Source organism: Mycetocola sp., from assembly GCF_025464835.1.
Classification (GTDB): domain Bacteria; phylum Actinomycetota; class Actinomycetes; order Actinomycetales; family Microbacteriaceae; genus Mycetocola_A.
On the sequence record NZ_JAODMP010000081.1, the window covers coordinates 1 to 12,673 of the forward strand.

The window sequence follows — 12,673 nt, forward strand, 5'->3', positions numbered from 1 at the left end:
AAGGCCCGAGCATCCCGAGAGGCGGAGCTGTGCGCACGAGGCCGGGCCGCCTCCCCCTCGGTAAGCTGAGCGCATGGATGTCGTGCGACTTGAAACAGACCGTTTGATCCTGGACGCGCCGATCGAAAGCGACATCCCGTTCATCTTCGCGTACTGCCAGGACCCGCTGATCCAGCAGTTCACCACGGTGCCGCAGCCGTACGCACTTTCGGACGCTGAAAGCTTTCTCTCCCGGGTGGTGAACCCCGGGTGGTCGAGCGGCACTGAACTCACCTGGGCCCTGCGGCGCAAAGACGAGCCGACGCTGCTCGGCGTCGTCTCCCTGCGCGACTGGAACGACACCCAGGCGATGGTCGGATTCTGGCTCGGCGCCCCCTGGCGCGGTGCCGGCTACATGCCAGAAGCCGTCCGCGCCGTGGCCGGCTGGGTTTTCTCCGGCCAGTGGAGCATTCCGGGTCGCGCGTCGAACAAGTCCATCCTGTGGGAAGCCATGGTCGGCAACGCAAGCTCGGCGATCGTCGCCCAGCGAACAGGATTCCGCTACCTCGGAACCGGGCGCGCTGAGGTCGAACGATTCGGCGAGTTCCCGCCGAGCCACCGCGCAGAGCTGGCCCCGGCCGACCTGGCCGGTCCGGCACACGGGTGGCCCGCGGAGGCGTTCCAGCGATGACGAAGCTGGCACTGTTCGACCTCGACGACACACTGATGGATCACCGCGGCGCAGTTTCACGCGGAATCCTCCGGCACGTCGACGAGACGGCTCCCTTCCCGCTCCCCGACCGGGAACACTCGGTCGCCCTCTGGCATGAGCTTGAAGACCGGCACTACCACCGGTACCTGTCGAAGGAACTGACCTTCGCCGGACAGCGACGAGCGCGAGCGCTCGATTTCGCGGCGGCGCACGGCGTCACCCTCTCGGAGGTCGAAGCCGACGCCTGGTTCGACACCTACTTCGAGAGCTACCGCGGCGCGTGGGAGCTCTTCGACGATGCGATCCCCTGCCTCGACCGGCTGGCGGATGCCGGCGTGCGGGTCGGCGTGATCACCAACGGCGAGCTGGACTTTCAGCGGGTGAAACTCGAACGCACCGGGCTCGGCGACCGGTTCGAACACGTCATCGCGTCCGGTGCTGTGGGTGTCGCGAAGCCCGACCCGAAAATCTTCGAACGCGCGTGCGCTCTCTTCGGCATCGCGCCAGAAGAGGCCATGTACGTCGGGGATCGGCTGCTGACGGATGCCGTCGGCGCGGCATCCGCAGGTCTCGCCGGGGTGTGGCTGAACCGTTTCGGCGGGGACGTCGTCGTCGGTGGTATCGGCCACGGAAAGACCTCGGAGGACCCGGTCGAGCTGGCGCAGGCCGCCGGTGTCCGGACGATCACAACGCTCGACGAGCTGTAGCCGCCGAACAGGAGAAGCGGGAACCGGCCGATCCGCCTGAGAACGTACGCAGGCCGCGACCTGTTGAGCGTACGCACGCCACCTGGATCGCCGCACCCCGACCTGGCACCAATAAGAACGGGCCCGCCCTCCGCGAGGAGGACAGGCCCGGATTCGACGGTGCTGCTGCTACTCCACGTCCTCGTCGACCCAATCGAAGGACCTGGTGACGGCCTTCTTCCACAGGCGGATGAAGCGGTCGCGGTCTGCGGCGTCCATCGACGGCTCCCAGCGCTTGTCCTCCTGCCAGTTGCTGCGCAGTTCGCCGAGGTTCGCCCAGAATCCGACAGCGAGTCCGGCCGCGTAGGCAGCACCGAGCGCCGTGGTCTCCGCGACGACCGGGCGGACGACCGGCACGTTGAGGATGTCGGCCTGGAACTGCATGAGGGCATCGTTGGCGACCATGCCACCGTCGACCTTGAGTTCGGTCAGGTCGACACCGGAGTCGGCGTTGACCGCCTCGATCACCTCACGAGTCTGGAACGCCGTCGCCTCGAGCGCAGCCCTCGCGATGTGTCCCTTGTTGACGAACCGGGTCAGGCCGACGATCACGCCGCGGGCCTCCGGGCGCCAGTACGGGGCGAACAGTCCGGAGAACGCCGGGACGATGTAGACCCCACCGTTGTCCTCCACGGTGGTGGCGAGGGTTTCGACCTCGGGCGACGACTTGATGATGCCGAGGTTGTCGCGCAGCCACTGGATGAGCGATCCCGTCACGGCGATCGAACCCTCGAGTGCGTAGTGCGGTTTCGCGTCGCCGAGCTTGTAGCCGAGCGTCGTTAGCAGGCCGTTCTTTGAGTGGACGATCTCTTCGCCGGTGTTGAAGATGAGGAAGTTACCGGTGCCGTACGTGTTCTTCGACTCACCGGCGTCGAACGCGGCCTGTCCGAAGGTGGCCGCCTGCTGGTCGCCGAGGATGCCGGCGATCGGCGTCTCGCGGAGAAGACTCGACGTGTGCGCGTGACCGTAGACCTCGCTCGAGGACTTGATCTCGGGCAGCATCGACCGCGGCACGTTGAAGACGGAGAGGATCTCGTCGTCCCACTGCAGCGTTTCGAGGTCCATGAACAGTGTGCGGCTGGCGTTGGTGACGTCGGTGACGTGCACCCCGCCGTCGGTGCCGCCGGTGAGGTTCCAGAGCACCCAGCTGTCGGTGGTCCCGAAGAGCAGGTCGCCGGCATCCGCCTTCTCGCGTGCTCCTTCGACGTTCTCCAGGATCCAGACGATCTTCGTGCCGGAGAAATAGGTCGCGAGGGGCAGGCCGACCTTCTGCTTGAACCGCTCTACGCCCCCATCCGCTGCCAGGCGGTCGACGATCGGCTGTGTGCGGGTGTCCTGCCAGACGATCGCGTTGTAGATCGCCTTGCCTGTGGTCTTGTCCCACACGACCGCGGTCTCACGCTGGTTGGTGATACCGATCGCGGCGATGTCGTGTCGGGTGAGGCTCGCTTTGGAGAGCGCCTGGCCGATGACCTCACGCGTGTTGTTCCAGATCTCAGCGGGGTCGTGTTCGACCCAGCCGGCCTTCGGGAAGATCTGCTCATGCTCTAGCTGTCCGGTCGAGATGATCGACCCGGACTTGTCGAAGACGATGGCACGGGAACTTGTCGTTCCCTGGTCGATTGCGATGACGTAGTCCGCCATGATGAGTACTCCTTTGTTGACAGTGCGGGATTAGATGAAGATGCTGCCGGCTCGCATCAAACTGCGCCGACGGTCGGCAGAAGGACCAGGGATGCCCAGCCGGCGATCGCACCACCGAGCAGGGGCCCGACGACCGGGACCCAGGCGTAGCTCCAGTCGCTGGGGCCTTTCCCCCGGATGGGCAGGATGGCGTGCGCGATGCGCGGTGCGAGGTCACGGGCCGGGTTGATCGCGTATCCCGTCGGACCGCCGAGGGAGATACCGATGGCGACAACGACGATCGCGACGGGTAACGCGCCGAGGGCGGCGAGTCCTGGCGTCTCGCCCTGACGCCCGAAGGACAGCACAGCGAAGACCAGCACGAAGGTGCCGACGATCTCGGTGGCGAGGTTCCAGGCGTAGTTGCGGATGGCGGGCCCGGTTGAGAAGACGGCGAGCTTCGCGCCGGCGTCTTCTGACGCGTCGAAGTGCTGCTTGTAGGTCACGTACACAAGCACGGCCCCGATGAACGCACCGAGCATTTCACCGCCGAAATAGGTGAACGTCGAGGCGAAGTCAACCGGGATGCCGTCCTGGAACTCCTGAAGACCTGAGGTGATGAGTCCGACGGTGACCGCAGGGTTCAGGTGCGCTCCGGAGATGTATGCGGCGAGCACACCGATGTAGACGGCGAAACCCCACCCGAAGTTGATCAGAAGCCAGCCGCCGTTGAAGCCTTTCGTCTTCGCGAGCACGACGTTCGCGACAACACCACCACCGAGCAGGATGAGGAGTGCCGTACCGACAACCTCCGAGAGGAAAATAGATCCTAAAGTTACGTCCACGTTGACCTTCCTTGCTTTTTCGCCCGGGGTGCAGAGCCTGACCGGCGTTGGTTTTCGTTGCTGTCTGCAACGTACCGAGCTTTCACTCCGCGGGACAAGAGGGTCCGGGTGAGAATGCGTGCAGGTATTTGCCCGTTTTCTCGCCGTTTTAGGCGCCGGCGCCCACCTGGCGGGAGTTCAGCTGAACGCCATGCACGGTGCGGAGAATCTCCGCCGCCGTGTCGACCTCACTTTCCGCCTGCCCGAGCTCCCAGTCGAGCGTTTCAGCGAGCAGCGCGGCGAGCTCGGCCAGGAGAGCGTGGGTCGCTTCTCCGGTGAACGCGATGCTCGTTCGCCGCTGCACCAGGTCGAGCAGATGCACGACGTGCTCGGTGCGGATGAGCCAGACGATCTCCTGCACGCTGTAGTCCGGAGCGTTCAGCAGCCGGTCGTCGCCGGCTTCGGCGAGTTCCTCGATGAGGGCTGTCGCGCGTGTGCCGTAACGTTCGATCAGCTGCAACGCACGCGCCCTGCCGACCTCTCGGGAGTTGTCCGTGAGCCAGACCTGCATCGCGGCATCCGTCGTCGGGAAGCCCGCTCCCCCGCCGATCGGCAGCCCGGCGGTCGAAACGGTCCTCGGCATGCCGAGCAGTTGCAGGGTCTCGGTGGAAAGGTGCTCGGCCAGCGCACGGAAGGTGGTCCACTTGCCGCCGACGAGACTCAGCATGGTCCCCTGGCCGAGTGTGCTCGGCACGATCCGGTAGTCACGGGAGACGAAGCCCGGTTCCAGGTCGCCGTGCCCCGGCAGCGGGCGGATGCCACTGAACCGGTAGACGATGTCGCCGCGACCGACCGGGACGGTCGGGAAGACGTGCTTCACGAGGTCGAAGAAGTAGTCGATCTCGTCGTCGGTGCAGATCGCCGGCTGGGACGGGTCGGCGTCGATGTCGGTCGTGCCGACCATCACCTTGCCTTTGAGCGGGTAGATCAGCACGATTCGCCCGTCCTCGTGCTCGAAGAAGATCTCGCGCCCGCCGGTCGCGGCGAGCAGCTCAGAGTTGTCCAGGACGATGTGCGACCCTTTGGTGCCGCCCATCAGCGACGTCGGCTGCCCGAGCGCGGAGTTCGTCAGGTCGGTCCATGGCCCGGATGTGTTGAGAACGACATCGGCCTGGAACGCGAACTCGTCGCCGGTTACACCGTCGCGCAACCGGACAGCGCCGTCGTCGAAGCCCACGGCTTCGACGTAGTTTGCGGCGCGGGCGTGTGGTCCCGAGTCCAGTCCGTCACGGAGCACGTCGAGGGCGAGCCTCTCCGGGTCGTGCATGGACGCGTCGAAGTAGGTCGCCGTGTATTTCAGCGCCGGGTTGAGTTGTGGCAGGGCGGCGAGCGCCTTCTTCCTGCCGAGGAACCGGTGCCTGGGCACCGAACCGCCGTCACGCGAGAAGGAGTCGTACAGCGCGAGCCCCACCTTGATCAGCAGTGCGCCACGCTCCTCGGGCTTGCCCGACTTGTGGGTGAGGAACCGGAGCGGCGCCGAGACGATGCCGGAAAAAGTGGAGAAGATCGGCACCGTCGTCTGCAGCGGCTTGACGTAGTGCGGCGCGATCTTGAGCAGTCCGTTGCGCTCGGCGACCGACTCCTTAACCAGTCGGAACTCGCCGTTCTCGAGGTAGCGGATGCCTCCGTGGATCATGTGGCTCGACGCGGCCGACGCACCCGAGCAGTAGTCACCGCGCTCGACGAGCGCAACGTCGACGCCCTGCAACGCCAAGTCGCGAAAGACAGCCAGACCGTTGATTCCTCCACCGATGACAAGCACGCGGGCGCGGGGGCGGCTCCGCAGGGTGTCGACGGATGCCCGCTGGTGGCCTGGCTGCTTCATGGCGTTCTGCTCCTGTCTGGCGGCGAAACTCGGGCGGGTCGCGGCGGGGCTGCGGCATCCGGATTTCGTGGTTCCTCGTGTCCTGTCGATTGTTCGGGTATATTCACCAACGTGCAAACCCGATGCACAAACGTGCAAGGAGCAGAGATGAGCCCGTCCAAAGCCGCGCAGCTGAGTCCGAAGATGAGGGACGCTCTCACGGCCGCCCAGCTGTACTATCTGCAGGACCTGACGATGGATGCCATCGCCCACGAACTCCACACCTCCCGTTCGTCGGTTTCCCGGCTCCTCGGCCACGCCCGCGAGACCGGCCTGGTCGAAATCCAGGTGCGGTCCCCCCTCGACGTGCCTCGGCAACTGGAGGGCGACATCCGGTCTCGATTCGGGGTGACCGCGCACGTCGTCCCCGTGCCTGACCAGTCGAGCGACGTCGAAAGGCTCGACCGGGTGGCGCTCTCGGCTGCACGGATTCTCGGCGGCTTCGTCGACTCGAACATGTCGCTCGGGGTCGCATGGGGGTCCACGATGAGCGCCCTGTCCCGGCATCTCTATGCGAAGCCGACCCACAACTCAACCGTCGTGCAGCTCAACGGCGCCGCGAATCCGCGAACCACAGGCATCCTCTACGCCAGCGAGATCCTGCAGCGATTCGGTACGGCATTCGGGGCAACCGTGCAACAGTTCCCGGTGCCGGCCGTGTTCGATGACCCGCAAACGAAAGCAGCCCTCTGGCGGGAGCGCAGCATCAGCCGCGTCGTCGAAATGCAGAAGACGCTCGACACCATCGTCTTCGGCCTGGGCTCGCCGTTCGCCGGGGTGCCGAGCCACGTCTACATCGGCGGGTACCTCGACGACGACGACTTCGCCCAGTTGCGCGCATCGGGAGTCGTCGGCGACATCGCGACCGTCTTCTACCGCGAGGACGGCTCGAGCGACGGCATCCCGCTGAACGACAGGTCAAGCGGGCCCAGCCTCGACGTGCTGCGCGGCATCGCCAGGCGGGTGTGCGTCGTCTCGGGCGAGAGCAAACTGCAGACCCTTCGGGGCGCGCTCTCCGCCGGCCTGGTGACGGACCTCATCGTCGATTCGGGAACCGCCAGGCAGATTCTTGCCGCCTGAACGCCGCCTGAACACCGCCAATCGACCAACGCCGTCACATCAGCAGGGAATACTGCGGACCGGGGAGCGTTTCCCATACGATAGACACAACGAATAACGTGCTCCGGGGTCGGTGAGAGTCCGAACCGGCGGTGATAGTCCGCGAGTTCCACACAGCAATGTGCGGAATTGAACTGGTGAAACTCCGGTACCGACGGTTATGGGTCAGGTTGCGAAAGCGGCAGGGCTCGAGTCCGGATGGGAGGCAGCACGCGCGTCGCAGGATCTCCTGCTCCGCGGTCGTCGACGGCGTTTGCACGCTCGTGGCGGCACCCCGGGGCTCGTTCTACAACGAGATGAGATCCGATGGCGCCCCGCCACACAACCGAGAGCAACGAGCACGCCGGACTGAGCACGCCTCCGCTGGCCGACGCCATGCGCCGCGCGTTCGACCTCGCCCGCCGCGGACCGGCACGCGGAGTGAACCCCCAGGTCGGTTGCGTGATCCTCGACGGAGCCGGCACGGTGATCGCCGAAGGCTGGCACCGCGGCGCAGGCACGGCCCACGCCGAAACCGACGCTCTGTCGCAGCTCGCCCCTGGAGCCGCCAGCGGCACCACCGCCGTCGTGACCCTTGAACCCTGCAACCACACCGGCCGCACCGGGCCGTGCGCTCAGGCGCTCATCGACGCGGGCGTCTCCCGCGTCGTGTACTCGGTCGACGACCCGGGTGAGCACTCGAGGAGTGGCGCAGACACCCTCCGCGCGGCAGGCGTCGACGTCATCCCCGGTGTGCTCCACGCTGCCGGTGAAGCGCTCCTCGGCAGCTGGCTCGTCGCCGCTTGCCTCGGCCGCCCATTCGTCATCGCCAAATGGGCGCAGAGCCTCGACGGTCGCGCAGCGGCAGCCGACGGCAGCAGCCAGTGGGTCACAGGGCCCGAATCCCGCGCCGACGTGCACTCCCGCCGCGCCGCGGCCGACGCCATCGGGGTGGGAACCGGAACCGTGTTCGCCGATGACCCGGCCCTCACCGCCAGGACCTCATCAGGGACCCTCTACCCGTCACAGCCGACCCCCGTGGTCTTCGGCCGTCGTGATCTCCCGGAATCCGCTGCACTTCATGCTCACCCTCGCCGCCCGGTCCGTCTCGACGGCCAAGATCTCGCCGCCGACCTCGCCGCCCTGCACGCGCGCGGTATCCGTTCACTGTTCCTCGAGGGCGGACCCACTCTGATCAGCGCGTTCATCGCCGCCGGCCTCGTCGATGAGTACCTCATCTACCTCGCCCCTGCCCTGCTCGGCGGCAGCCGCACCGCCGTCACCGACATCGGTGTCAATTCCATCTCAGACGCCAGACGGCTCGCCGTCGACAGCGTGCACACCCTCGGCGACGATCTGCTGGTCATCGCCCGCCCGAAAGGACCTGACCATGTTCACCGGAATCATTGAGGAGATCGGCGAGGTCACCGATGTCGACCGTACCGCCGATGCCGCCAGGATCACCGTTCGGGGACCACTCGCGGTCACCGGAGCGAAGCACGGCGACTCGATTTCGGTGTCCGGCGTGTGCCTGACCGTCGTCGACCAGACATCGGACTCGTTCACCGTCGATGTGATGGCCCAGACCCTCGCCATGTCGACGCTCGACGGCGTTGAGCCCGGCCGCAGGGTGAACCTTGAACGGGCCGCTGAGGTCGGCGACCGCCTCGGCGGTCACATCGTGCAGGGGCACATCGACGGCACAGCCACGATCCTGTCGATCAGCGACGGAAGCGCCTGGCGGGTGGTGCGGTTCAGCCTCGCCGACGACCTGGCACGGCTCGTCACCGACAAGGGATCGATCGCCATCGACGGCATCTCCCTCACCGTCAGCGCCGTCTCCCCGGCCACCGAACCCGACCAGTGGTTCGAGGTGTCACTGATCCCAGAGACCCTGACCGCGACAACCCTCGGCGCGCGCGTCGTCGGCGACCGGGTCAACATAGAAACAGACATCCTGGCGCGGCACGTGGAGCGCATGCTCGCACTCCAGTTCGCCCAGGAACGGATGCCGACGGCACAGCCGGCCGGCGAAAGGAGCGACGCATGAGCCTCGCCACCATCCCCGAAGCGCTTGCCGCGCTCCGCGAGGGCAAGCCGGTGCTCGTCGCCGACGATGAAGGACGTGAGAACGAAGGCGACGTCATCCTCTCCGCCGAACTCGCCACCCGCGACTGGGTCGCCTGGACGGTGCGCAACACGAGCGGGTACATCTGCGCGCCGATGACGAACGAGATCGCGGACCGGCTCGAACTGCCGATCATGGTGAGCGAGAGCCAGGATCTGCGCCAGACCGCGTACACGATCACCGTCGACGCGGCCGACCGCATCACCACGGGCATCAGCGCCGCCGACCGCGCCCACACCCTCCGCACCCTCGGCAACCCGGACGCGGTCCCCAGCGAGCTCATCCGCCCAGGGCACATCGTGCCGCTCCGCGCCGTGGACGGCGGCGTTCGCCAGCGGGCCGGCCACACCGAGGCCGCCGTCGACCTGATGATCCTCGCCGGCCTGACCCCGGTCGGCGCCATCTGCGAGGTCGTCGACGACGACGGGAACATGATGCGGCTGCCCGGGCTCATCGCCCTCGGCGAGCGCGACGGACTTCCGGTGATTACGATCGCTGCGCTCATCGACTACCTGAACACGCGTGAGGCAGCCCCAGCGGCATCCGCCGGCGCGATGCCGGCCGCCGACTTCGCCACCGACGACCGGGAACCCGTCGTCAGGTCCTCCCCCGTGCTGTTCGAGGTCGAAACCAACGTGCCGACAACGCACGGGACATTCCGGATGCGCGCATACCGGGACCGGAACACCGGCGCCGACCACGTCGCCATCCTCGCCGGCGACTACACCGCGCCGGGTGCCGTCGTCCGGGTGCACTCAGAGTGCCTGACCGGTGAGGCGTTCGGCTCCCTGAAATGCGAGTGTGGCCCCCAGCTCGACACCGCCCTCGACGCCGTTCAGCGCCACGGCGGCGTCGTGGTGTACCTGCGCGGCCACGAGGGTCGCGGCATCGGCCTGATCAACAAGCTGCGGGCATACCAGCTGCAGGAGGACGGCCTCGACACCCTCGACGCCAACCTCGCGCTCGGCTTACCTGCCGACGCCAGGGACTACCTCGCAGCCACCTCGATCCTCCACGACCTGGGTGTGACCAGCATCCGCCTGCTCACCAACAACCCGGAAAAAGTCCGCCAGATCGAAGAGTACGGCGTCACAGTGACCGAACGGGTGCCCCTCGTCGTCGGCGTCGGCGCTTTCAATGAGACCTACCTCGAAACCAAACGTGACCGCATGGGCCACGAATTCGCACCGACAGCAATTACGGCCGCAGGCCGGGAAAGCAGGACAACATCATGAGCGGTGAAGGATCCCCCGAACTGAACGTCGACGGCACCGGCCTCGACATCGTCGTCATCGCCGGGCACTGGCATGAAGAGATCACCAACGGGCTGATCGCCGGGGCGACCCGCGCGCTGGACGAGAGCGGGGCATCCCACCGTCTCGTTCGGGTGCCGGGGAGTTTCGAGCTCCCGGTCGCCGCGAGAGCGGCGCTCGACGCCGGTGCGGATGCGGTCGTCGCGCTCGGTGTGATCATCCGCGGTGGAACACCACACTTCGAGTACGTATCGGATGCGGCGACCTCCGGCCTGACCCACGTCACGATCCAGACTGGTAAACCCGTCGGCTTCGGCGTGCTGACCCTCGACGACGAACAGCAGGGCCTTGACCGCGCCGGCCTGCCCGGATCGAAGGAGGACAAGGGACGCGAGGCCGCAGAAGCGGCCGTGGTGACCGCACGGCTCCTGCGCGACCTGCGCGCCTGAGCCCGCGTCGGCTGCGTGCGACCCCAAATTCAGCAACCGACTTCAAATTCAGCAGTTCCTTGCGACACGCCGTGCGGCGGACGACTCCAACCGGCGTGTCGCGCCCACTTTGCTGAATTTGAGGGTGTCTCGGCGAGTTCGGGGCACGCTGCAGGTGCGCTCCGGTGAGGCCGAACGGGCTCAATCTGCCGGATCGCCTGGTTGGGCGCTCGAAAACCCCGTCCCGGCTCCGCTCGGCCTGCTCGTGAGCCACGAGATCGACCTGCGTGGTTCTTTCCGTTTCAGCGATGGGTGGACCGCGCTCTCGCCGTGCTGGCCGAAACACCGGTCGCCGGTGAACTGATCACTCACGCTTTCGGGCTGGATGCGGCATCCGAAGCGTCCGGCATCGCCACCGACGATCAGGCCAGTTGCACGGTGCTGCTCGAGTTCAACGGATCGTAACGGCACTGAGGCCACCAGAAGGCACACGGTCGCGCACAATTCCCTGGCAGGCCCGAACTGGGCGTAGGGTGTATTGGTCCCGTCACAAGCGGGACCAGCACACTTTTCTGCCACCGGGGCGACAGACGCGACCGGCCGCGCCTCCGGCAGCTTCTTCCTGCATCGCCATCAAAGAAAGCTCATGTCAGCTCCCGCCATTTCTCCCAGCCAGGCTCCAGCCAACCCGAAGTCCCGGGTCATCCTCGCGTCCCTCGTCGGAACGACCATCGAGTTCTATGACTTCTACGTCTACGCAACCGCTGCGGTCCTCGTCTTCCCCCACCTCTTCTTCCCCGCAGGCAACGAAACGACCGCACTGCTGTCATCCTTCGCCATCTTCGGCGCTGCGATGGTTGCCCGCCCCCTCGGTGCGATCTTCTTCGGGCACCTCGGAGACAAGGTGGGTCGCAAGACGACGCTCGTCGCCGCGTTGCTCACGATGGGAATCGCGACGTTCCTCATCGGACTGCTCCCGACGTACCTTGTCATCGGCTGGTTCGCCCCGCTGCTGCTCGTGATCCTGCGCCTCGCCCAGGGCTTCGCCCTCGGCGGCGAGTGGAGCGGTGCCGCGCTGGTCGCGACCGAGAACGCCCCGCAAGGCAAGCGTGCCTGGTACGGCACCTTCCCGCAGCTGGGTGCGCCGATCGGCTTCATCATCGCCAACGTCATCTTCCTCGTCTTCAGCTACGCCCTGTCAGCGGAGGACTTCATGGCCTGGGGCTGGCGTGTGCCGTTCCTGCTCAGCGCCGTCATGGTCATCATCGGCCTGTACGTCCGCCTCAAGCTGATCGAAACTCCCGCCTTCACCAAGGTGATCGAATCCAACGAAGTCGCCAAGCTGCCGCTCGCCCGCGTCTTCAAGACCAGCTTGCGTCCGCTGATCCTGGGCACGTTCATCATGCTGGCCACCTACGTGCTCTTCTACCTGATGACCACGTTCACGCTGACCTACGGCACCCGCGCCTCCAGCCTGGATGCCGCCAAGGCCGCGGCCGAGAAGGCCGGCAAGCCGATGACCGAGGCCGCCGCAGCCGCCTTCGTCCCCGGCCTGGGATTCTCCCGCAACGACTTCCTTTGGATGCTGATCGCCGGCGTCGTGTTCTTCGGCATCTTCACCCTGGTTTCCGGCCCGCTGGCCGAAAAGTACGGCCGTCGCAAGATGCTGATGGCAGTCACGGGCGGCATCTTCGTCTTCGGCCTGTTGTTCGTCCCGCTCTTCAGCGGCGGCTTCGTGGGCACCATGGCGCTCCTCATCATCGGCTTCTCCCTCATGGGACTGACCTTCGGACCCATGGGTGCGCTGCTGCCGGAGCTGTTCCCGACCAACGTCCGGTACACCGGCTCGGCCGTCAGCTACAACGTCTCCAGCATCCTGGGCGCGGCCGTGGCACCGTTCATCGCCGTCTGGCTCTGGGAAATGGCGAAGGGCAGCCCCGTGCTGGTGGGCGTCTACC

The 12,673-nt window shown here is 66.5% G+C and carries 12 protein-coding genes; 9 read left to right on the forward strand and 3 right to left on the reverse strand.

Annotated elements, in window-relative coordinates; genetic code table 11:
• Window positions 1-82: 82 nt before the first annotated feature.
• Together JWP90_RS10215 and JWP90_RS10220 are read left to right on the forward strand one after the other, a co-directional pair.
• Window positions 83-670, forward strand: a complete 588-nt coding sequence (locus JWP90_RS10215; protein ID WP_297363420.1) for a GNAT family N-acetyltransferase — start codon at window positions 83-85, stop codon at window positions 668-670.
• On the forward strand, window positions 667-1,398 hold the full coding sequence (locus tag JWP90_RS10220; protein WP_297363423.1) for an HAD family hydrolase: 732 nt from the start codon (window positions 667-669) through the stop codon (window positions 1,396-1,398). The genes JWP90_RS10215 and JWP90_RS10220 overlap by 4 nt, the downstream gene beginning before the upstream one ends.
• 168 nt (window positions 1,399-1,566) lie before the next feature.
• Here the strand turns inward: JWP90_RS10220 and glpK are convergent, their stop codons facing one another.
• From glpK to JWP90_RS10235, 3 genes are all read right to left on the reverse strand, one after another.
• On the reverse strand, window positions 1,567-3,081 hold the full coding sequence (gene glpK, locus JWP90_RS10225) for a glycerol kinase GlpK (protein ID WP_297363427.1): 1,515 nt from the start codon (window positions 3,079-3,081) through the stop codon (window positions 1,567-1,569).
• A 56-nt stretch (window positions 3,082-3,137) separates the two neighbouring features.
• A complete protein-coding gene (locus JWP90_RS10230; RefSeq protein ID WP_297363430.1) occupies window positions 3,138-3,905 on the reverse strand; it encodes an MIP/aquaporin family protein in 768 nt (255 codons plus the stop codon).
• Between the two features lie 148 nt (window positions 3,906-4,053).
• On the reverse strand, window positions 4,054-5,769 hold the full coding sequence (locus tag JWP90_RS10235) for a glycerol-3-phosphate dehydrogenase/oxidase (RefSeq protein ID WP_297363433.1): 1,716 nt from the start codon (window positions 5,767-5,769) through the stop codon (window positions 4,054-4,056).
• 147 nt (window positions 5,770-5,916) lie between these two features.
• Between JWP90_RS10235 and JWP90_RS10240 the strand changes: the two genes are divergently transcribed.
• From JWP90_RS10240 to JWP90_RS10270, 7 genes are all read left to right on the forward strand, one after another.
• The gene (locus JWP90_RS10240) at window positions 5,917-6,888 is read left to right on the forward strand and encodes a sugar-binding transcriptional regulator (RefSeq protein ID WP_297363436.1); all 972 of its coding nucleotides are present in this window, start codon (window positions 5,917-5,919) and stop codon (window positions 6,886-6,888) included.
• A gap of 414 nt (window positions 6,889-7,302) precedes the next feature.
• Window positions 7,303-8,316 (forward strand): bifunctional diaminohydroxyphosphoribosylaminopyrimidine deaminase/5-amino-6-(5-phosphoribosylamino)uracil reductase RibD, encoded by a 1,014-nt coding sequence (gene ribD, locus JWP90_RS10245; RefSeq protein WP_297363455.1) that lies wholly within the window; start codon window positions 7,303-7,305, stop codon window positions 8,314-8,316.
• Window positions 8,297-8,956 carry a riboflavin synthase gene (locus JWP90_RS10250; RefSeq protein WP_297363440.1) on the forward strand — a complete coding sequence of 220 codons (660 nt, stop codon included), beginning with the start codon at window positions 8,297-8,299 and terminating at the stop codon, window positions 8,954-8,956. Before ribD ends, JWP90_RS10250 begins: the two co-directional genes overlap by 20 nt.
• Window positions 8,953-10,269, forward strand: coding sequence for a GTP cyclohydrolase II (gene ribA / locus JWP90_RS10255; RefSeq protein ID WP_297363443.1), 1,317 nt, complete (start codon window positions 8,953-8,955; stop codon window positions 10,267-10,269). Before JWP90_RS10250 ends, ribA begins: the two co-directional genes overlap by 4 nt.
• Window positions 10,266-10,736 (forward strand): 6,7-dimethyl-8-ribityllumazine synthase, encoded by a 471-nt coding sequence (ribH, locus tag JWP90_RS10260; RefSeq protein ID WP_297363447.1) that lies wholly within the window; start codon window positions 10,266-10,268, stop codon window positions 10,734-10,736. The genes ribA and ribH overlap by 4 nt, the downstream gene beginning before the upstream one ends.
• 291 nt (window positions 10,737-11,027) lie before the next feature.
• Window positions 11,028-11,180 carry a hypothetical protein gene (locus JWP90_RS10265; protein ID WP_297363450.1) on the forward strand — a complete coding sequence of 51 codons (153 nt, stop codon included), beginning with the start codon at window positions 11,028-11,030 and terminating at the stop codon, window positions 11,178-11,180.
• A gap of 181 nt (window positions 11,181-11,361) precedes the next feature.
• A partial coding sequence (locus JWP90_RS10270; protein ID WP_297363452.1) for an MFS transporter occupies window positions 11,362-12,673 on the forward strand: 1,312 nt, incomplete at its 3' end.

Bases quoted from the DNA above. Each gene is read 5' to 3' on its own strand.
- JWP90_RS10250 (WP_297363440.1), top strand. From the start codon at position 8,297: ATGTTCACCGGAATCATTGAGGAGATCGGCGAGGTCACCGATGTCGAC.
- JWP90_RS10235 (WP_297363433.1), bottom strand. From the start codon at position 5,769: ATGAAGCAGCCAGGCCACCAGCGGGCATCCGTCGACACCCTGCGGAGC.
- JWP90_RS10240 (WP_297363436.1), top strand. From the start codon at position 5,917: ATGAGCCCGTCCAAAGCCGCGCAGCTGAGTCCGAAGATGAGGGACGCT.
- ribD (WP_297363455.1), top strand. From the start codon at position 7,303: ATGCGCCGCGCGTTCGACCTCGCCCGCCGCGGACCGGCACGCGGAGTG.
- ribA (WP_297363443.1), top strand. From the start codon at position 8,953: ATGAGCCTCGCCACCATCCCCGAAGCGCTTGCCGCGCTCCGCGAGGGC.
- ribH (WP_297363447.1), top strand. From the start codon at position 10,266: ATGAGCGGTGAAGGATCCCCCGAACTGAACGTCGACGGCACCGGCCTC.
- glpK (WP_297363427.1), bottom strand. From the start codon at position 3,081: ATGGCGGACTACGTCATCGCAATCGACCAGGGAACGACAAGTTCCCGT.
- JWP90_RS10220 (WP_297363423.1), top strand. From the start codon at position 667: ATGACGAAGCTGGCACTGTTCGACCTCGACGACACACTGATGGATCAC.